Annotated in this window: 20 protein-coding genes; 8 read left to right on the top strand and 12 right to left on the bottom strand. The window is 59.8% G+C overall.

Annotated features, from left to right (window positions below):
* Positions 1-17 precede the first annotated feature (17 nt).
* The 3 genes from JZ00_RS00275 (at position 18) to JZ00_RS00265 (ending at position 2,135) form a co-directional block, all read left to right on the top strand.
* Positions 18-359: a nuclear transport factor 2 family protein gene (locus tag JZ00_RS00275; protein WP_039590991.1), complete on the top strand. Its 342-nt coding sequence runs from the start codon at positions 18-20 to the stop codon at positions 357-359.
* Positions 360-464: 105 nt separating this feature from the next.
* Positions 465-1,586, top strand: coding sequence for a cell division protein ZapE (zapE, locus tag JZ00_RS00270; protein WP_039590988.1), 1,122 nt, complete (start codon positions 465-467; stop codon positions 1,584-1,586).
* A gap of 54 nt (positions 1,587-1,640) precedes the next feature.
* A complete protein-coding gene (locus JZ00_RS00265; protein WP_039590986.1) occupies positions 1,641-2,135 on the top strand; it encodes a GNAT family N-acetyltransferase in 495 nt (164 codons plus the stop codon).
* A 21-nt stretch (positions 2,136-2,156) separates the two neighbouring features.
* Here the strand turns inward: JZ00_RS00265 and JZ00_RS00260 are convergent, their stop codons facing one another.
* Both JZ00_RS00260 and JZ00_RS31145 read right to left on the bottom strand, forming a co-directional pair.
* Entirely contained in the window at positions 2,157-3,896 is a 1,740-nt protein-coding gene (locus JZ00_RS00260) for a phosphoethanolamine transferase CptA (protein ID WP_039590984.1), read from the bottom strand.
* Positions 3,897-4,142: 246 nt separating this feature from the next.
* Positions 4,143-4,316: a DUF6026 family protein gene (locus JZ00_RS31145; protein ID WP_196304772.1), complete on the bottom strand. Its 174-nt coding sequence runs from the start codon at positions 4,314-4,316 to the stop codon at positions 4,143-4,145.
* 252 nt (positions 4,317-4,568) lie between these two features.
* Between JZ00_RS31145 and gnd the strand changes: the two genes are divergently transcribed.
* Genes gnd through JZ00_RS00245 form a run of 3 tightly spaced genes read left to right on the top strand, consistent with a single transcriptional unit; the run spans position 4,569 to position 7,908 of the window.
* On the top strand, positions 4,569-5,573 hold the full coding sequence (gene gnd / locus JZ00_RS00255; RefSeq protein WP_268794787.1) for a phosphogluconate dehydrogenase (NAD(+)-dependent, decarboxylating): 1,005 nt from the start codon (positions 4,569-4,571) through the stop codon (positions 5,571-5,573).
* Positions 5,570-7,090: a glucose-6-phosphate dehydrogenase gene (zwf, locus tag JZ00_RS00250; protein ID WP_039590980.1), complete on the top strand. Its 1,521-nt coding sequence runs from the start codon at positions 5,570-5,572 to the stop codon at positions 7,088-7,090. The genes gnd and zwf overlap by 4 nt, the downstream gene beginning before the upstream one ends.
* Positions 7,087-7,908, top strand: coding sequence for a Cof-type HAD-IIB family hydrolase (locus tag JZ00_RS00245; protein ID WP_039590979.1), 822 nt, complete (start codon positions 7,087-7,089; stop codon positions 7,906-7,908). The genes zwf and JZ00_RS00245 overlap by 4 nt, the downstream gene beginning before the upstream one ends.
* Positions 7,909-7,995: 87 nt before the next feature.
* Here JZ00_RS00245 and nhaA (JZ00_RS00240) read toward each other — a convergent pair whose 3' ends face one another.
* On the bottom strand, positions 7,996-9,204 hold the full coding sequence (nhaA, locus tag JZ00_RS00240; RefSeq protein ID WP_039590978.1) for a Na+/H+ antiporter NhaA: 1,209 nt from the start codon (positions 9,202-9,204) through the stop codon (positions 7,996-7,998).
* Positions 9,205-9,471: 267 nt separating this feature from the next.
* Between nhaA (JZ00_RS00240) and nhaA (JZ00_RS00235) the strand changes: the two genes are divergently transcribed.
* The gene (gene nhaA, locus JZ00_RS00235; protein ID WP_039590973.1) at positions 9,472-10,656 is read left to right on the top strand and encodes a Na+/H+ antiporter NhaA; all 1,185 of its coding nucleotides are present in this window, start codon (positions 9,472-9,474) and stop codon (positions 10,654-10,656) included.
* Positions 10,657-10,785: 129 nt separating this feature from the next.
* Here the strand turns inward: nhaA (JZ00_RS00235) and JZ00_RS00230 are convergent, their stop codons facing one another.
* Positions 10,786-11,052, bottom strand: a complete 267-nt coding sequence (locus JZ00_RS00230; protein WP_030142711.1) for a hypothetical protein — start codon at positions 11,050-11,052, stop codon at positions 10,786-10,788.
* A gap of 341 nt (positions 11,053-11,393) precedes the next feature.
* Here JZ00_RS00230 and JZ00_RS00225 point away from each other — a divergent pair, with 341 nt between their 5' ends.
* Positions 11,394-12,719 (top strand): sigma-54 dependent transcriptional regulator, encoded by a 1,326-nt coding sequence (locus JZ00_RS00225; protein WP_039590971.1) that lies wholly within the window; start codon positions 11,394-11,396, stop codon positions 12,717-12,719.
* Between the two features lie 73 nt (positions 12,720-12,792).
* On the opposite strand, the gene JZ00_RS00220 is transcribed toward JZ00_RS00225, so the two are convergent.
* The 8 genes from JZ00_RS00220 to pnuC all read right to left on the bottom strand — a co-directional run bounded on the left by JZ00_RS00220 (position 12,793) and on the right by pnuC (position 19,146).
* Positions 12,793-14,076, bottom strand: coding sequence for a transporter (locus tag JZ00_RS00220; RefSeq protein ID WP_039590970.1), 1,284 nt, complete (start codon positions 14,074-14,076; stop codon positions 12,793-12,795).
* A 46-nt stretch (positions 14,077-14,122) separates the two neighbouring features.
* Positions 14,123-14,869, bottom strand: a complete 747-nt coding sequence (locus JZ00_RS00215; protein ID WP_039590968.1) for a hypothetical protein — start codon at positions 14,867-14,869, stop codon at positions 14,123-14,125.
* A 57-nt stretch (positions 14,870-14,926) separates the two neighbouring features.
* Positions 14,927-15,607 carry a C39 family peptidase gene (locus JZ00_RS00210; RefSeq protein WP_039590967.1) on the bottom strand — a complete coding sequence of 227 codons (681 nt, stop codon included), beginning with the start codon at positions 15,605-15,607 and terminating at the stop codon, positions 14,927-14,929.
* A gap of 74 nt (positions 15,608-15,681) precedes the next feature.
* The gene (locus tag JZ00_RS00205) at positions 15,682-16,653 is read right to left on the bottom strand and encodes a hypothetical protein (protein WP_039590964.1); all 972 of its coding nucleotides are present in this window, start codon (positions 16,651-16,653) and stop codon (positions 15,682-15,684) included.
* Positions 16,654-16,726: 73 nt separating this feature from the next.
* Positions 16,727-17,305, bottom strand: coding sequence for a hypothetical protein (locus JZ00_RS00200; RefSeq protein WP_039590962.1), 579 nt, complete (start codon positions 17,303-17,305; stop codon positions 16,727-16,729).
* A 1-nt stretch (position 17,306) separates the two neighbouring features.
* Complete coding sequence (locus tag JZ00_RS00195) at positions 17,307-17,753, bottom strand: hypothetical protein (RefSeq protein ID WP_039590960.1); 447 nt, start codon at positions 17,751-17,753, stop codon at positions 17,307-17,309.
* 308 nt (positions 17,754-18,061) lie between these two features.
* Positions 18,062-18,586, bottom strand: coding sequence for an AAA family ATPase (locus JZ00_RS00190; RefSeq protein ID WP_039591382.1), 525 nt, complete (start codon positions 18,584-18,586; stop codon positions 18,062-18,064).
* Positions 18,583-19,146 carry a nicotinamide riboside transporter PnuC gene (pnuC, locus tag JZ00_RS00185; RefSeq protein WP_039590959.1) on the bottom strand — a complete coding sequence of 188 codons (564 nt, stop codon included), beginning with the start codon at positions 19,144-19,146 and terminating at the stop codon, positions 18,583-18,585. The genes JZ00_RS00190 and pnuC overlap by 4 nt, the downstream gene beginning before the upstream one ends.
* Between the last annotated feature and the right edge of the window lie 17 nt (positions 19,147-19,163).

Raw genomic sequence — 19,163 nt, 5'->3', positions numbered from 1 at the left:
CAACAAGGAGCCCTGACATGTCCAATCCCGTTTCTTCCCTGGCGCCGGCCATTGCCGGCTACATTGCCGCCGCCAACGCCCGCGACAGCTCGGCGGTGACGCGTTTCTTTGCCGAAGATGCCAATGTGTTCGATGAAGGCAATCACCGGGTCGGCACCCAGGCCATTGCCCAATGGATGGAAGACACCGCGCAGCGTTACCAGCCCCGGGTGCAAGTGCTCAACGTGCAGCAGCGCACCGGAAAGGTGTTGGTGCATAACCTGATCTCGGGCACCTTCCCCGGCAGCCCGCTGGAGTTGCGCTACACCTTCCGGCTCGATGAACAGGGGAAGATCAGTCGCTTGGATATTTCCGCCTAGAGGGCGTGGGATCAACGAGGCGAGGTGGAAATCCGATCGCGGTGAAACGCATCCGATTGCGCTGCATGGCATACTCCCCACCTTCGCCTTCCGGACCCGGGCCGTATGACTTTCAAATCCCCCTTGAGCGCTTGGCAGCATGCCATCGAGCACCATGGTTTTGTCCAGGACGAAGCCCAGGAACTGGCAATCATGGCGCTGGAGCAGTGTCACAAGGCATTGCAGGAGGGTCGAAAGTCGATCAAGGGCGTCTATCTCTGGGGCCCGGTTGGGCGCGGCAAGACCTGGCTCATGGATCGCTTCTACGAAAGCCTCGAGGTTCCGGCTCGTCGCCAACATTTCCACCACTTCATGGCCTGGGTGCACCAGCGCTCGTTCCAGCTCACCGGTACACCGGACCCGTTGCAGGCGCTGGCCCGGGAATTGAGTCGAGAAGTGCGGGTGCTGTGTTTCGACGAGCTGTTCGTCACCGACATTGGCGATGCGATCATCCTTGGCCGCCTCTTCCAAGTGATGTTCGAGTTGGGCATGGTCGTGGTCAGCACCTCCAACCTGCCGCCGGATGAGCTCTATGCCAACGGCCATAACCGAGAGCGATTCGTGCCGACCATCACGGCCATCAAGCAGTACATGCAGGTTGTACCCGTCAATGGCTGGCAGGATCACCGACAGCACCCGGGAGCGGTGCAGCAGCGTTATTGGGTGCGCGACCCGGCCGAGCCGGATCCATTGGCGCAAGTATTCGCGCGATTGAGTACCGGGCAGACGCCCAGCAGTCAACCGATCGAAGTCGGCCATCGTCAGGTCGTTCCGCTCAAGGCTTGCGACAAGGTGCTCTGGAGTCGTTACCCGGACCTTTGCGAGCAACCGTTCTCGGCCGTGGATTTCATGGTGTTGTGTGACCGTTTCAACGCCATCCTCCTCAGCGATGTCCCATGCCTGAGCGCCGAGCAACGGGAAGGGCGGATTGCCCGCGGCACCGAGGACGGGGTCGAGCGGGTCGAGGCCGGCGACCGAGAGTTGCCGCAGCTGTCGATACACGACGACGGCGTTCGCCGGTTCATTGCGCTGGTCGATGAATGTTATGACCGCAAGGTGCCGCTGTATCTCTCAGCCCAAGTGCCAATGGACCAGTTGTACACAGAGGGCTATCTGCAGTTCCCGTTTCGCCGTACGCTCAGTCGACTTCAGGAAATGCAAATGCAACGTTTCGGCCAGCTTGCCTGACCGGACCCTGCCGGTGGCCAAGCCGCTGGCCTTATTGAAATGAGATGGAAAATCATGGAAGAAGCCAAGGAAATCCTTGTACTGCAAGCCAGCTACAGCAACCCGATCCATGCCGAAGCGATCTGCCATGTGCTCAATGGCTATGCCGAGGATCCAATGGGCGGCGGTCATTCGCTACCGGCCGAGGTGCTCGCGCATCTGCCCGAAGAGCTGGCCAAGCGTGCGCATGCCTTCAGTGTGCTGGCGTTCGTCAACGGCGAACCGGCGGGGTTGATCAATTGCTTCGAGGGTTTTTCGACCTTTGCCTGCCGCCCGTTGGTAAACGTCCATGACGTTGCGGTGATGCCGGCGTTTCGCGGTCTGGGCTTGAGCCAGAAAATGCTGCAGAAGGTCGAAGACATTGCCCGCCAGCGCGGGTGCTGCAAGATCACCCTGGAAGTGCTGGAAGGCAATGCCGTGGCCCAGGCCAGCTATGCCAAGTTCGGTTTTTCCGCCGGCATGTTCGACCCGGCCCACGGCCGCATGTTGTTCTGGACCAAGCCCCTGTAGCGGCGGGCGAGGTCCTTTCGGCTACTTTTGCACGACCTGGCGCGCCGGGCCCTTGGGCTCCATGAGGCTGAAATCGATCAACGCGTTACGTTGGTTTTGATAGGGGTTGCCGATCAACAGTGGTCGCACCGTGAATGAGTCGCTGACCAGGCTTTTGCTCCGGTCCAGTTCATCGAAGCTCAAGCCCGCCATGTCCGCCCAGGTATGGATCAGGTGGGCGCTGCTGTAGGGCCGTGAAAGGTCGCCGGTGAAATTCCAATCATGGGTTTCGCGCCATTTGGGCGAGGCCCAGGCCATGAACGGGATGGTGTACATCGGTGCGGTCGGCTTGGCCTCGTTGCGGCCCAAGGTTGCATGACCCGGTGAGTCGAATACGTCTTCGCCGTGGTCCGACAGGTACAGCAGGAAACCGTTGGGGTCGGTGCGTGCGTAGTCCTTGATCAGGCTGGACACCACGAAGTCGTTGTACAGCACCGCATTGTCGTAGCTGTTGTAGGTGGGTACCTGATCGTCGCGCACTCCGGCGGGCACGCCCTGGCGGTCGGTGAATTTATTGAAACTCGGCGGATAGCGGTACTGATAACTCATGTGCGTACCGAGCAGGTGCACCACGATCAGCTTGCGCGGCGCGGTATCGGCCAAGGCCTTGTTGAACGGCTCGATCACGTCGCCATCGTACTGCTTGGCATTCTGGTTGCGGTTGTTGTTCAGGTAGACCTGCTCGTCGGCCTGTTGGGAGAAGGTCGTGAGCATGGTGTTGCGCTTGGTCATGGTCTGCTGGTTGGTGATCCAGAACGTCTTGTAGCCGGCCTGTTTCATCATGCTCACGAGCGACGGTGTGCTGAGGTACAGGTCGGGGTTTTCTTCGTCTGCGAACGTCAACACTTGCTGCAGTGCTTCAATGGTATAGGGGCGCGGGGTGATGACGTTGTCAAAAACCGAGAGTTGGCCCTTGAGTTTGTCCAGTTCCGGTGTCGTTTCCCTCGGATAACCGTAGAGGCTCATCCGCTGACGGTCGGTCGATTCGCCGATGACCAGTACCAACGTCGCAGGCTGACCGGCCTGCGCGTCTTCAAGGTTGCGCAGTGGAGCAATCTTGCTGGTCTTGTGGAGCATGCCCTGCATGTTTTTCAGCTGTTGGCTGTAATGATGGTACGCCACGAGCATTTGCCATGGCACAGCGGGCTCGATGCGATTTTCAAACTCCCCCACGCCGAGCGCCAGGCTTTCGGTGCGCAGGGTCTGCTTGGTCAACGGATAGCCGACCACGGCGATCACTATCGCCATCGCCGCCATCCAGGCCTGCCTGCGGGGCAGGTGTAGCGGCCGAAGGCGCGTCCAAAGGAAATAGGCTGCCAAGGTATGCGCCACGAAGGCGGGCACCATCCACCATGTAAAGTACTGAGTCATGTATTCGCTAGCTTCGGCTACGTTCGACTCGAACATGATGAAGATGACGCTTTGTGAGAATTCCTGATGGTAAATGAAGAAGTACCCCAGGCTGGCGATGGAGCAAGCCCAGAGCACGACGCCGATGCTCGCGGCGAGGAGACGGGTACGGGCAGGGAACAGCAAAAGGGGGGCCAACCATAGCGCGCTCATTACGAAGGCTTGGCGGAATCCGGTGAAGCCAGAGGTGCCACTCGCCAGAATCAGTAGCTGAGTGATCCCTGAAAAATACCAGAAGAAAAGAAATAACCACCCGAGCCCGGCCCAGTCGAAACCCGGTGCAGTCGTTTTGCTGCGTTTGAACACACTCATCAAGCGCTCCAGCCTTCCGCCGGCGAGACTGTCCGCACCGGATTGGTGCCCACAGATCTTTGCCGTAACTATTTGTGATGGCTGGATTATTGCGAAGGGGGGGTTGAAAATTTCGTGAGTTTTTTGGTTACAAATTGGTTAGTCGCTGGGCTTCAGGCTGCCGGGCTGACTTTAGGAGAAGGGCGTGTATTGAGAGTGACACCGGCTTCGCCAGTGTCACTTCAGAGGCACTGTCCTAGGACAGGATCAGCGAGCCAAGGCCTGGCTCTGGTAAGGAAGCTGTGCATGTTGCAACTGCAAGCGCAACTGCGTCACTTCATCAAGCAGCAGATCACGCTCTTCTTTCAGAAGGCGTAATTCGTCGCGACGAATGGTCACGTAAAGGGTTTGGGGAGGACGTGCGGTAACGACTGGGCCCATTGCTCACCTCGCAAATGGCGTACATCAACTAGAGAGATGTCGCCAGTTTTTTTGGTCGACACCTCTTTATCGGCGCCGATTCTGAATACTTTTGCTCGTGAATGGAACTTTTTTATTTTTCATGGTCGCCGTGTCTTTGGCTGGTTTTTGAACGTTATCCTTTGTGATCGGGCGATTTACCCGGAAACTATGCAGCAATGCTCTGGACTAACCTCCACAAGTCACCTTGAGCTAAACCTTTGACACACCTTTATTTGTAGTAGGGAGCATCAGCACATGCAACTCGGGATCATTGGACTGGGCCGCATGGGCGGCAATATTGCGCGGCGCCTGATGCTCAATGGGCACACCACCGTCGTATATGACCGCAATGCCGCTTTTGTCGAAAACCTGAGCCAGGAAGGCGCAACGGGCGTCGCGGACCTGCCGGCGCTGGTCGCCGAGCTGCAGAAGCCTCGGGCGGTCTGGGTCATGCTGCCAGCCGGCGCACCCACGGAAGACACGATCAACGTGCTCGGCGAATTGCTCGAGCCAGGGGACGTCATCATCGATGGCGGCAACACGTACTACAAGGACGACATCCGACGTGCCCAGGCGCTGTCGGAAAAAGGCCTGAGCTACATCGACGTCGGCACCTCCGGCGGCGTCTGGGGGCTCGAGCGCGGGTACTGCATGATGATCGGTGGCGAGGCCGATGTAGTCCGACGCCTGGACCCACTGTTCGAAAGCCTGGCGCCGGGCATGGGCGATATCCCACGCACCCGTGATCGCAAGTCCGACGACGATCGTGCCGAACGTGGCTACATCCACGCGGGCCCGGCCGGGTCCGGCCATTTCGTCAAGATGATCCACAACGGTATCGAATACGGAATGATGCAGGCCTTCGCCGAGGGCTTCGATATCCTCAAGACCAAATCCAGCGAAAGCCTGCCGCCTGAGCAGCGATTCGACTTGAACCTGGCCGATATCGCCGAAGTCTGGCGCCGCGGTAGCGTGGTTTCATCCTGGTTGCTGGATTTGACCGCCGATGCGTTGGCCAGCGATCCGAAGCTCGATGGCTTCTCCGGCGAAGTGGCCGATAGCGGGGAAGGGCGCTGGACCATCGAGGCGGCCATCGAGCAAGCGGTGCCGGTACCGGTGTTGTCCAGTTCGCTGTTCGCCCGCTTCCGCTCCCGCCAGCAGGCCACCTATGGCGACAAGATGCTCTCGGCCATGCGCTTCGGCTTCGGCGGCCACGTGGAGACACCGAAAAAATGACCTCGATCGGCAGGAAATCCAAGGCAGAACCTGCGCCACCGACCACGCTGTTCCTGTTCGGTGCACATGGAGACCTGGTCAAGCGCTTGCTCATGCCGGCGCTTTACCACCTCAGTCGTGACGGGCTGTTGGGGGATGGCCTGCAGATCATCGGTGTCGACCACAACGCTATCAGCGATGTGGATTTTGCGAAGAAGCTCGAGGATTTCATTCGTAACGAAGCGGCGAGCAAGGGCGGCGATCCCGAACGGGCGCTCGATCCGGCGCTATGGGCCAGGCTGGCCCAAGGCATCAGTTACGTCCAGGGTGACTTCCTCGACGACAGCACCTACGAAGCGCTGGCGGCGAAAATCGCCGCCAGCGGCACTGGCAACGCGGTCTTCTACCTGGCGACCGCGCCACGTTTTTTCAGTGAAGTGGTCCGCCGCCTCGGCGCAGCCGGGCTGCTTCACGAACAGGATGATGCTTTCCGGCGTGTGGTGATCGAAAAGCCGTTCGGCTCCGACCTGCAAACCGCCGAGGCACTCAACGCCTGTCTGCTCAAGGTCATGAGCGAGAAACAGATCTATCGGATCGACCATTACCTGGGCAAGGAGACGGTCCAGAACATTCTCGTCAGCCGTTTCTCCAACAGCCTGTTCGAGGCGTTCTGGAACAATCACTACATCGACCACGTGCAGATCACCGCCGCCGAGACCGTTGGCGTCGAAACCCGTGGCAGTTTCTATGAACATACCGGCGCCCTGCGGGACATGGTGCCCAACCACCTTTTCCAACTATTGGCGATGGTTGCCATGGAGCCGCCCGCCGCCTTTGGTGCCGACGCGGTGCGTGGCGAGAAGGCCAAGGTGGTGGGGGCGATCCGCCCCTGGTCGGTGGAGCAGGCGCGCGCCAATTCGGTCCGTGGCCAATACACGACCGGGGAAGTGGGCGGCAACGCGGTGAAGGGTTACCGCGAGGAGACCAACGTCGCGGCCGACAGCGACACTGAAACCTATGTCGCCCTGAAGGTCATGATCGATAACTGGCGCTGGGTCGGCGTGCCATTCTATTTGCGCACCGGCAAGCGCATGAGCGTGCGCGACACGGAAATCGTCATCTGCTTCAAGCCAGCGCCCTACGCGCAGTTTCGCGACACTGAGGTCGACGAATTGCAACCTACGCACCTCAGAATCCAGATTCAGCCCAACGAAGGCATGTGGTTCGACCTGCTGGCCAAGCGGCCCGGCCCGGCCCTCGACATGGCGAATATCGAACTGGGTTTTGCCTACAAGGATTTCTTCGAAATGCAGCCGTCTACGGGTTACGAGACCTTGATCTACGATTGCCTGACGGGCGACCAGACGTTGTTCCAGCGCGCCGACAATATAGAGAACGGCTGGCGCGCGGTGCAGCCATTCCTTGACGCGTGGCGAGAGGACGCAACGGTGCAGCCGTACAAGGCCGGTGAGGATGGCCCTGCGGCCGCCGACGCTTTACTGACTCGCGACGGTCGCGTCTGGCATGGCCTCGGATGAGCAATCAACTGAAACCTCCCATTCGCTTCTTGCTCAGTGACATGGACGGTACTTTGTTGCTGCCTGATCACAGCCTCAACCAGCGCACTGTCGCCGCCGTCCGCTCGTTGCGTGAGGCCGGCGTGTTGTTCAGCCTCGCCACCGGGCGGCCGCCACGGGCGATGTTGCAGCAGATCGAGGCATTGGGCGTCGACCTGCCCACCGCCGCGTTCAATGGCGGTACGCTGGTGCATCCGGACGGCAGTTTTTTGGCCGTTCATTACCTGCCACCCGAGGCCGCGCTGACGACGCTTGCGCTGTACGCCGATCAGCCGGGCATCGAGGTTTGGGTATTTGCCGACGGTGATTGGCTGGTACGCGACGCCAACGGGCCGATGGTGCCGGTGGAAACCCGTGGCCTGGGTTATCCGCCTGTCGAAGTGGACAGTTTCGAACCCTATCTGGAGCGCATCGATAAAATCGTTGCGACCAGCGCCAATACCGATCTGCTGGTCGAACTGGAGGCGCGCCTGCACCCGCTGCTCAAGGGCCAGGCCCAAGTGTCGCGGTCGCAGCCGATCTACCTGGACGTGACGGCAATGAAGGCCAACAAAGGGGAGGCGCTGTCGACCCTGGCTGAATTCCTCGGCGTGCCGTTGGAGCAGACCGCCGCCATGGGGGATGGAGGCAACGATCCGGCGATGTTTCACCGCGCGGGGCTGTCGATCGCGATGGGGCAGGCCGAAGAAGCGATCAAGCGCCAGGCCGATGTTGTCACCGCAGCGAGCACCGAGGATGGCGCGGCGTTGGCGATCGAGCGATACATCCTGCCGCGATGAACCCCGACGGCTCCCCTCGGGCCTGGTATTGCGCAATGGCATTGGATGCGCCCTTGGCAGGGCGCATCCAGGTGCTGCTATTGCGGTTCAGGTCCGCGACTTTCGAGCGTTCGCTGCCATCAGGACGATGATCCCCAGAATGGCTGCCAGAGTGGAGCCCAAGAGCACTCCCACTTTAACTTCGTCCACCAAGTGGGGGGCGCCTGGGAAGGCTAGGGCACCGATGAACAGACTCATGGTAAATCCGATCCCGCATAGCAGCGCAACCCCATAAAGCTGAATCCAGCTGGCCCCCTCAGGAAGCCTGGCCAAGCCACAACGGATGACCAGCGTTGCCAGGCCGAACACCCCGAGTTGCTTGCCGAGCAGCAGCCCCAGCGCTACACCTAGCGGAACCGGGTCGATCAGGTTGTGCGGCGTGATTCCGGCGAGCGAGACGCCGGCATTGGCGAAACCAAAGATGGGCACGATTGCGAAAGCTACCCAGCGGTGCATTTTCTCTTCGAGATAGAGCAGCGGTGACTTGCGTTCCTCCACGGGGTTACCCAACGGAATGAAGAAGGCAAGAATGACGCCGGCCAGCGTCGCATGGATGCCGGACTTAAGCATGAAGAACCACAGCAGGGCACCGACAAGCAGATAGGGGAACAGTCTCCGGACGCCGCATCGATTGAGCGCAACCAGCAAGACAGTTGCTCCCAGCGAAGCCAGTAACATGGTGATGGATAGATCGCTGGTATAAAACAGCGCGATGATAAGGACGGCTCCAAGGTCATCGAGGATCGCGAGCGCCGAAAGGAAGACCTTCAAGGAAAGAGGGGCACGCTTGCCCAGCAGCGATAACACGCCTAAAGCAAACGCGATGTCGGTGGCTGCCGGAATGGCCCATCCACTCATCGTTTCTGCACTGCCCCAATTGACCATGAGGTAGATCAAGGCAGGGAACAACATCCCGCCAAGCGCGGCGAATCCGGGAAGGGAGCGCTGGCCCCAGCTTGAAAGCTGACCCATCAGCATTTCACGCTTGATCTCAAGGCCCACCAGCAAAAAGAACACTGCCATGAGGCCGTCATTGATCCAGTGCTCGACTGAAAGCCCGAGGAAATGGATTTTCAGCAAAGAAAAGTAGTCGGCTGACAATGGCGAGTTCGCAACCACGAGGGCAGCCAAAGCAGCGCCCATCAACACCAGGCCTCCTGCTGACTCTGCGGCGAAAAATCTGGACAGAAAAGCCCGGGCGGACGCTGACTCACGATTCTTGTCGGTTTTATTCAGGCGCGACGGTTCTGCACTCATAGGCACGACTACTCCGCGCTGGCGGCCCGACCTTCGCTTGATTAAACCTGTCCTGCCGCGTTTTTGCGGTGACACCCTCGCTGCCATTCTACACAACCTGTATATCGCAAGGTCCAGCGCTATCGTGCATTCATTTCCAAGCGTGGAGAAACTGTTTGTTGTTTGGGGGACTCAGACGCTTAAAGGTGGCCAGTCACAGGCACGTCGCCGTTGGGAAAATGGATTCCATGAAGCGTTGTGCATCGGTAGAGAGCTTCGGAGGGGTGGATGGGAAATGGGTTAACTCGGGATGCCAACCTGCGCGCACCTGCGCTGCTGATTCGCTTTATGAGTTGGGAGCCTGCTGGTGGCATCGTGCTGATGCTCTCGGCACTTGCAGCATTGATCGTTGCCAATAGTCCCCTCTATTCAAGTTATGAGAGGGGGCTTGAGGCTTCTTTCCTTGGAATGTCCATGGAGCATTGGGTAAACGATGCGCTGATGTCAGTCTTCTTTCTCATGGTAGGCCTGGGAATCAAGCGCGAAGCCTTGATAGGGCAGCTTTGTGGATGGAGCCAGAGGGCGCTGCCTGGCCTCGCGGCCCTTGGGGGAATGATCGTACCGGCGATCCTATTCGTCTGCATTAATCGAGGTTCTTCCGAGACGTTGGTAGGGTGGGCGATTCCGACCGCCACGGACATCGCGTTTGCACTGGGTGTGCTGTCCTTGTTGAGCGGCAGAGTGCCGACCTCGCTGAAGATATTTTTATCCGCCTTGGCCATCATCGATGATCTCGGGGCGGTAGCCATTATTGCGCTCTTCTATACCGCCGGCCTGGATGTCTCCATGCTGCTTGCTTCGGCCGCCGTGATCGCCTTGTTGGTGCTCATGAATAAGGCCGGGGTGACGCGGTTGCTGCCTTATCTGATACTCGGAACATTGTTATGGGGGTTGGTCTTGAAGTCCGGCATCCATGCGACGCTCGCCGCGGTCGTGGTTGCATTCTGCATTCCCTTGAACAAGGACGCAGAGGGGGACGACTCTCCTTTGCAAAGACTTGAACGCAGCTTGTCCCCCTGGGTGGCCTTCATCATCTTGCCGATCTTCGGCTTCGCCAACTCGGGTGTATCCCTAAGTGATGTCACAGTAGATCACCTGTTGGGGCCGGTACCGTTGGGAATCGCCTTGGGATTATTGTTTGGAAAGCAGGCCGGCGTTTTCACTTTCGCGCTGATAGCGATCAAGACAGGGCTGACTCAAGCCCCAGCCGGAACTACGTGGCGTCAGATCTATGGGGTGTCGTTACTGTGCGGAGTCGGCTTCACGATGAGTCTGTTCATTGGAAATCTGGCATTTCCCGAATCTCAGCGACTCATGGATGAAGTCAAGGTCGGTGTCTTGTCAGGCTCCATTCTGTCGGCCCTGATGGGCATGGCCGTCCTGCGATTTGGCGTGATTCAGCGGCGCAGATAGATCGATACAATCAAAAGGCCAATATTCAACGCTTAAGCCGACATGAACTGCTGTCAGCTTTCAGTACGTTGAAATTGGCCTCTTGCTTGGACTGCAACCGAACAATTCAAATATCTTGTTCGCAGGGTTTTATTCAGGCATCGACCAGGATTGAAGTTTGTAGCCTTCCTGGCTCAGTTCGGCACGGGCCTGTTTCAACAGGTCGGCCAATTGAGCGGGATCAGTGTAGGCACTGCTTGGGATCTGGGTGCGACCGATATGGGTGTTGGTGCGGTCGATGACGGTCAGGCTCAGTTCACCGTTACCGTCTTGTGGGGCCCAGGCCACGCATTGGAAAGGACGGAATGCGCGGTCGGCAATCAAAAGAGCTTCGTTGATACGGAGCGGGGCGTTCATGGCGTTATCTCTCAAGGGTGCCCAATCAAATGATGTGCCGTCGGTTGGGCATACCGTGCGGCTGGTTACTTGTACTGATGTCCCGAACCCGGGGCCGGGTCACACAATCTTTGAATAAATTTCGATTTTCTTTCAGACCCGCCTTTTCGGCTTTTGTTTGAAAGGGTGCTGAAAGATTCGATAAGCGCCAACTAACGAAACGCCTCTCTTATAACCAGTTCCTGATTGCGCCAATAACTAATCGATACAAGCAAGTGTCAACTTCTTGCTACTGTTACATGCAGGTTCGCCAAACGCCTGTTTCTAATCATATTTCCTTATTTTGGCGCCAAGGATCAGTCATGATCGAAGCCAGTGCGTTGCGTCGCCTTCTCGTGGTTGACCCGTGCGATGATTGCCATCGCCTCATGCCGGGGCTGCGCGCCATTGGCTGGGATGTCGACAGCTGTTCCCTCGAACATGCCGGCGATCGGAGTTGCGATGTGGGTCTCCTGCGTTTGCAGCCGTTTCATCTGGAGCGGCCGGAAGCGGTCAAGGAGCTGATCAGCCGCAGCGGGACTGAGTGGATCGCCGTGCTCAGCCAGGAAGTGCTGCGCCTGCAGAACGTCGGGGACTTTGTCTGCGAATGGTTCTTTGACTTCCATACCCTGCCGTTCGATGTGTCCCGGGTCCAGGTGACGTTGGGTCGCGCGTTCGGCATGGCGCGATTGCGGGGGCAGGGTTCGGTCCACATCAATCAGCCGGAACATGAATTGCTGGGCGACAGCAAGCCGATTCGCGAGCTGCGCAAGTTACTGAGCAAGCTGGCGCCGGCCGAGTCGCCCGTGCTGATTCGTGGCGAGAGCGGTACGGGCAAGGAATTGGTGGCGCGCACCCTGCATCGCCAGTCGCATCGGAGCAACAAGCCGTTCATTGCTATCAATTGCGGCGCTATTCCGGAGCATCTGATCCAGTCCGAATTGTTCGGCCATGAGAAGGGCGCATTCACCGGTGCCCATCAACGCAAGATCGGACGGATCGAAGCCGCCCACGGCGGCACGCTGTTCCTCGATGAAATTGGCGATTTGCCACTGGAGTTGCAGGCCAACCTGCTGCGTTTCCTCCAGGAAAAACACATCGAGCGGGTCGGCGGGAGCCAGCCGATTGCCGTCGATGTCAGGGTGTTGGCGGCGACTCATGTGGATTTGGAGGCGGCCATCAAGCAACGGCGTTTCCGAGAAGACCTCTACTATCGCTTGAATGTCCTGCAAGTCGTGATGGCGCCGTTGCGCGAACGCCACGGTGATTTGTCGATGCTGGCGAGCCATTTTTCCCACTTCTACAGCCACGAAACCGGCCGGCGCCCGCGCAGCTTCAGCGAGGACGCCCTGGTGGCAATGGGCATGCACGACTGGCCCGGCAACGTGCGCGAGCTGGCCAACCGCGTTCGTCGTGGCCTGGTGTTGGCGGAAGGGCGGCAGATCGAAGCCCGGGACCTGGGTCTTGCCAGCCATCAGGGCGTCGCCGCACCGATGGCCACCCTGGAAGAGTACAAAACCCGCGCCGAGCGCCAGGCGTTGAGCGATGTGCTCAATCGCCACAGCGACAACCTGAGCGTGGCGGCCCGTGTGCTGGGCGTGTCGCGGCCTACCTTCTATCGACTGCTGCACAAGCATCAGATTCGCTGAATAGCGTCCCGATAACCAAGGGGGAGCGAGCAGGCCCGCTCCCACAGTGGATACATTGCGGGGGCAGCCTTCCTCAGAAGTAGTAAGGGAATTTCAGGCTGAAGGTGAAATCCGGCGCATCGTCGGTCAGTCCGATGGACAGGTTGGGCACGATGGTGAGGTTGTCGCTGGCGGCAACTGTCATGCCGATGTTGAAATAGCCGGCATTGGCGTCGCTGGACGTAACCGACTCCCAATCCCCGCCGTCCTGCTTGAGCTTGCTTTTCTTTTGGATCAAGTCAGAGACCGAGAACGACATGCTCATCTTTTCGTTCAGGGCAAAGGCGATGCCCGCGCCGATCTGGAAGCTGTCGCCGATCCGCACCTTGCCAGGCACTTCCTGATTGACGGTGGAACTGATGTCGTCAAAGGACTCTTCGAAGTTGTGGGTGTAGGACAGGCTGCCGAACAGCACCGCAGGATCGAACGTCTTGACCAGGGAAATTCCGGGCGTGATCGACCAGACACCGTTGCCAGTTGGCAAGTCTTCAGGAACGAAGAGGTTGGTGTTGGCCTGGGACTGGCGCAGCTTGATGCCGAACGGATCCTTGCCGGTGGGCGCCTTGACGCGCAGGGTCACCACCGCATCCGGGCTGCTGACCGATTCATCCATGAATTTGTAGGCAATGCCGAAATTGACGTCGCCGATGTTCGGGTCGCGGGTGACGGTTTCTTCACTGGTCACCCCGGCGGCCCCGTCATTGGCACCGCCGGATTGATAGGTGGACTCGCGGTAGATCACCGGCACGTTGAGGTCGAACTGCCAGCGATTGTCGAAGTTGTAGCGGCCCGTCAGGTCCAGCGTCCAGGTATCGGCCTTGATCCGATCGAGGTTGATATTGCCGAGGAAAATCGAATCCAGGGCCAGGAAACCGTTGAGGATCAGTTGCCGCGAGTCGTAGCGCGAGTAGGTCACGCCGGTTTCGAAGCTGAATTTACCGCCGCCGAAGAAGCCGCTGGCCTCGTCGTAGAGGTTGGAGACGCTCTGGGCCGGCTGCGAATCGTCGGCCAGGGATTGCCCGTAGCCGCTGCCTCCTGCGGTCGCCGAGCCGTTGCCCGCCACGCCCTGGTTGCCTTTCATGTCGGCCGGGGACTTGGCCAGGCGCTTGGGAGGCGGGGCGGCGGGTTGGTCCTCTACCTGGCGGACGCGCTGTTCGAGTACCGCCAGGGCTTTTTGCTGGACCTCGTACCGTTGCCTGAGCTCTAGAAGTTCTTGTTTCAGTGCCTCGATGTCCGGGTCCGGTGCAGCTTGCAGCAGGGTTGCCGGGAACATCGTGCTTAAACACATCACAGCGCGCAACGATACGGATCGATACATGAAATATGCCGTCCCTATATGCCCAATGGTCGGAGATCAGCGTAGATCAATATCCGAGGTTACGAAGGCCGCGTAGTTGCGTCAGGTTGCAGTCCAACGCCCCGGCGCCTGGGCCGTTGTTGTTCAGCACGACGTTGAGCTGGGTCATGTTGTTGACCAGGTTGCTGTTGCCCTGCAGGCGAGTGTTCTGCAGCAAGCCGCCCTGGGCCACTTGTTGCAGTGTGCTGCCTTGATTGTGGTTGGCCTGGATCGCCATCTGCACGCCGCTGCCGGTCGCGGTGACCGCGACGCTGCCGGCGGCGTTGCTGCCACTGATGGTCTGGCCTTGGGTCAACAATTGGCCTTGGGAGGGGGCCAGGGCCGGGGCCTGGCTGCTTTCCTTCACGTTGATGCTGACATCGTTGTACGCGATATTGCCGTCGCCTGCGGCACGCACGCTCTGGGTCACGCCTTGGCCTGCGCCGAGGCCGGCGCCGCCGGTGACGGTGCCGCTGCCGTGTTCCGGGGCGTTGCCGTTGCCGGTCTGCTTGATGGTTGTGACATAAAACTCCGGTTTGACCGTGGAGGCCTGGATCTGCATGGAGCTTGACGCGCCGATCAGGTCGCCAGTGGCGTTGCGCCAGGTGCTGCTCATGACGATGCCAAAGCTGATGACTCGTCCGGGCATGACGTAACGGCCCCGAAGCTCGGCGAGCTCCTGGTCCTTGACTTCGATGGGTTTGAAACCGGCGTGGGCAAGGCCCGACGTCGTTGCGGCCAGGCAGGCCAGCGTGAGCCAGTATGAGCATTTCATGTGTCGCTCCCGGAGCATCCTGCTCCTTTTGTATTTTTCTTGGCAGTTGTGCGGCGCTTAGAAAAAGTCGCTCTGGATGAAGCCGAAATCCATCAGTTCCGCATCCTTGACCGGATTGAAGCCGTCCAGCTGGTTGCGTGCCGTCAGCGGCTGCGGTGGGCTGCGCAAGGCGTTGGCCTTGTCATAGCCAGGGCCGACGATGGCGAAGACGATGCCGTTCCAGCCTTTGGTGAATTCGTCCTGGGCGTAGCGTTTATGTCCCAGCACCGGGTCGGCGATGTAGACCCATTGCTTGTCCGATCGCTGCAGCACGACGAAATGCTTGTAGCCGCGTATGTCCATCAGGACCACGACGGGGATCGTCACTGCGGCGAGTTTCTCCGGCGGTATGCGATAACCACGGGCGCGCATGCCGATGGTTTCCACATAGCGCTTCATGTCCAGCATGGAAAAACCCTGGGTGCGGACCAAGTCCTGGTCGGCGTTGACCAGCATGCCCTTGATCACCTGCTCTTCATCGACGTCAAGCCAATAGGCCTGGCGTAACACGGTGGCCAGCGCGGCGGCACCGCAACTGAAATCGGTCTTCTGCTCGACGATGTCGCTGAACTTGCGTTCGCGCACGCTTTGCACCGGTTTGTAGACGAGCATGCCGCCAGGCAGGGCGGCAACGGGCATTTGTGCTGCCTCACTTGCGCAGGCAAAGCACAGACACAGGCAAAGCGCTTTCGCTCGCATGATCGATACGCCTAGTGGAAATCCGGAAAAGCCCCCGTGGGAACGAGTAGGGCCCGCTCCCACGGGGAAGCTTTTTACATGCAGGCCTTGCAGCCGGCAGCAATCGACAGCGAGTTGCTCTGCTGATTGCCCACGCCCGCCGACACGTTGGCGCCGCCGTTGCCGGAGAAGCCGTTCATGGAGTTGCTCATGGTGGCGTTGTTGTACACAGGGTTCTTCCAACCGTCGCGGGTCAACACTTGCTGGGTGTTGCTGCCGGCCAGTTCGAAGGTCCCCACGGCGGAGAACTTGAACTTGTCATCGTCGTGACCACCACCATAGCCGCCCTTGTTGCCCCAGCCGCCGTCGTCTTCGACGGTGCCGTTGCCTTTGGCCTTGAAGGTGCCGGAAGCCTCATAGGAACTGGTGAGGGTAACGACCTCGTCCTTCTTCACGCCCTTGTTGTCGACCACCAGGCCGGTGGAAGACTGGTCAGCCGCCGCTGCGGCCTGGGCGACCCGGCCGCCGGACACCGCGATGGCCAGGTTGTTTTTCTGTTGGTTGAAGTTGCCGGCGGTCACGTTGATGCCGATGTTGCCGGAGCCGTTGTTGCCCGCGTTGGTGAGCGAGGCGTTGTTTTGCGTTGAATTGTTTTTCACATAGTTGTTGTTATTGACCTGGGTGGCGCTGGATGCGGCCACCGCATTACCGAAGATGAAGCTTTCATCGGCGGTGGCCAGTGCGGCGGCATTGTCCTGCTGGTTGCCATCGCCGGCGGCGATGTTGGCGCCCATGTTGCCGTTGCTGCCATTGAGGGAGTCAGCGGCCTCGGCGGTGTTTCGGGTCGCCTGGTTGGTCACTACGTTGCCGTCGCTGTTCTGCACATCCAGCACCGTAGCCCCAGCGCCGGCGCTGATGGAGAGCAGTTGTTCCAGCGTCGGCCCTTGGGGACCATGGTTGCCATGGCCGTTGCCATGACCGTTACCTCTTCCGTCAGCCTGTGCAGCCATTGCCATGACAGCGGCGAGAGCGAAAACCAATGGTTTGAGCGCCATTGTTGGTTTCATGGTGTTTCTCCTTGCGTGTCGTTGGTTAAGTGTCGGTACTTTCTTATGTGCTGCGTTTATCTACTGCGCCGGGTCAATCAGCGACCCGGATGCTCAGGGTGTTGGCCATGCGGTTCCCCACCCCGGCACTCTGGTTCACCTGGATTACCCCACGGCTGCCGGTGAAGGCCTGGTCGCTCGTGGCGACCTGGCGACTGCCGGTTGGGGTGTCAGTTGCTCCGGAGTTCGGTACCAGCGCCACGTTCTGTTGGGAAAGGGCGCTGTCATCCATGCTTTGCGGTTGAGCACTGATGCCCACTCGCATGACATTGGCCATCTGGTTGTTGGCGCCAGCGGACTGGTTGACGCCCAGCACGCCGTTGCCGTTGGTGAATGAGCTGCCGCCGATGCGCGCGCTGGCGTTCATGGACGGGTTGGCTGGCGTGTCGAGGCGTTGCCGCACCACGGTGGTCGCCTGGGCGTCGGTGCCGATGGCGATGGCGCGGGTGTTGGTCTGCTGGATCTGGTCCCCGGCCGCCTGGTTGACGTTGAGATTGCCGCTATAGCGACTGCCGGAATTCTGCAGATCCGAATGGCTGCTCACTGCCACGCCTGGATCGGCGAGCACGGTGGATGAGCCGAGCAGGGCGATCATGAGCCAGGTCGAATTCATCTCACTGTCCTCCCGCCAACCGGCCCAATGGGGCGAGGCCGGAACTCAGCGAGCGGTTGATGGTGCCGGAGATGGCGCCGCCGCTACCGCCGCTATGCCCGGCGCGCATGCCCGGCATGCCGTTGGGGTTGGTCACGACATTGAGGCCCTGCATGCCTGTGGTGTTGGGCGTGACGGTGTTGCGGATCGTCGAGCCGCTGGCAACGCCGGCGAACTCGCCGTCGCTGAGCTCAGTGCTCGCGGTTGCCTGGTTGATCCGATCGGATGGATTGGCATTGACGGTGGTCGGGTAGGGGTCTTTACCGCCGTTGCGACCGATGTGGACGGGTTGCACGTCGCGGTTGAGTACGATGACACCGTTGCCCTCGGCCTGGGCCGGCAGACTGAGCGTCGCGCTGGCGGCGCAGCCGATCAACAGGCAGGTTACGCTTGCGTGGAAAGTCCCCATGACATTGTTTCCTTCTTCACTGGACGCTGGCCCTAGTCAGCGTTGCGAAGGGGAAGAGCAGGTGTTGTGCCGCATTTGAAAAAACCTTTTGTTTCAAGCGGTTGCAAAACGCAGCGGGTCGACGGTGCATGACCTGTTTCATAAGTGAGACAAGCCTGGCGGGTGGCGACGGGCCATCCGCCGCTGTATGCCTCTGGATCCAGGGTCTGGGGAAGGTGTTTCAATGACTTGACAGTCAGCGGGCCAAATGAGGTGAAGCGTTATTGGATCCGGGTTTGGCGAGGGCGCGATGTTTCAGGGTTGAGACATTACGCCTGGAGCAGCCGGGCGACTGCGGTAAAAACGAGCTCGCGACGCTGCGCCCAATCACCCTCGATTTTGACCAAGGGCTGCCGGTGGCGAACCAGCCAGTCTTCGATGGCTTCGAAAAAAACCACCCGTTCGGCGAGCGCAGGCTGACAACGCAGGCCATCGCCGACCCATTCGACCCGCTCGGGGCTGAGCAGCAGGTGCAAATCGTAATGGCGCGCCAGCAAGGCTGGTTCGAGCCAGGCCGGGCAGTCGCCGAACAAGGTCTGGCTCCAGAGGATATTGCTCAACAAGTGAGTGTCGAGGATCAGCAAGTCCGGCTGCCGTGTCCGCGCGGCGTCTTCCCAGGCCAATTGACCGACGGCGATATCGGAAATATCTGCCAGGGAGGTATCGCGCTGGGTCTGCTCCATGAAATGGCGCACGTATTCATCGACCCGCACGCCACCGAAGTGCGCCTGCAACTGGGCCGCCAACCAGCTCTTGCCGCTGGATTCCGGACCGGTCAGCACCACCACTTTCATGCGCGCAGGGCCGGGTCGGCGCGCCATTCTCGCCAGCCTTGCACCGCCAGCAGGGTAAAAAGGGCATAGAGTGCTGCAGTCAGGTACAGGTCTTTATAGATGAACAGACCGACAAAAATCACGTCGAGGACGATCCACAATGGCCAGCATTGCACGCGTTTCTGCGCCATCCACCACTGGGCAACCAGGCTGAACCCGGTGAGCGCCGCGTCAAGCCAGGGTTGCGCGGCATCGGTCCAGTGGGCCATCGCCCCACCCAGCATCAAGCTGCCCGCGGCACCCATCGCCAGGCCGCGCCACACCGACGGCGCGCCCAGGCGCGTCACCTGCCGTCCCTCGTGATCGTGCCCGGCACGGGTCCACTGCCACCAGCCATACAGTTGCAGGACGGCATAGACCACCTGCAACAACATGTCGGAGTACAACTTCACCTCGAAGAAAATCCAGCTGTACAACAGCACCATGACCAGGCCGATCGGCCAGCACCAGGGGTTCTGCTTGACGGTCAACCAGACAGCGATCACGCCGAGGGCTGCGGCAAACAGTTCAAGCCCGGACATGGCGGTTCCTTGGGGAA

This window comes from Pseudomonas frederiksbergensis (assembly GCF_000802155.2).
Classification (GTDB): domain Bacteria; phylum Pseudomonadota; class Gammaproteobacteria; order Pseudomonadales; family Pseudomonadaceae; genus Aquipseudomonas; species Aquipseudomonas frederiksbergensis_A.
Note: the sequence above shows the minus strand (reverse complement) of the source record. Positions and strands in the feature narration are given on the sequence as shown.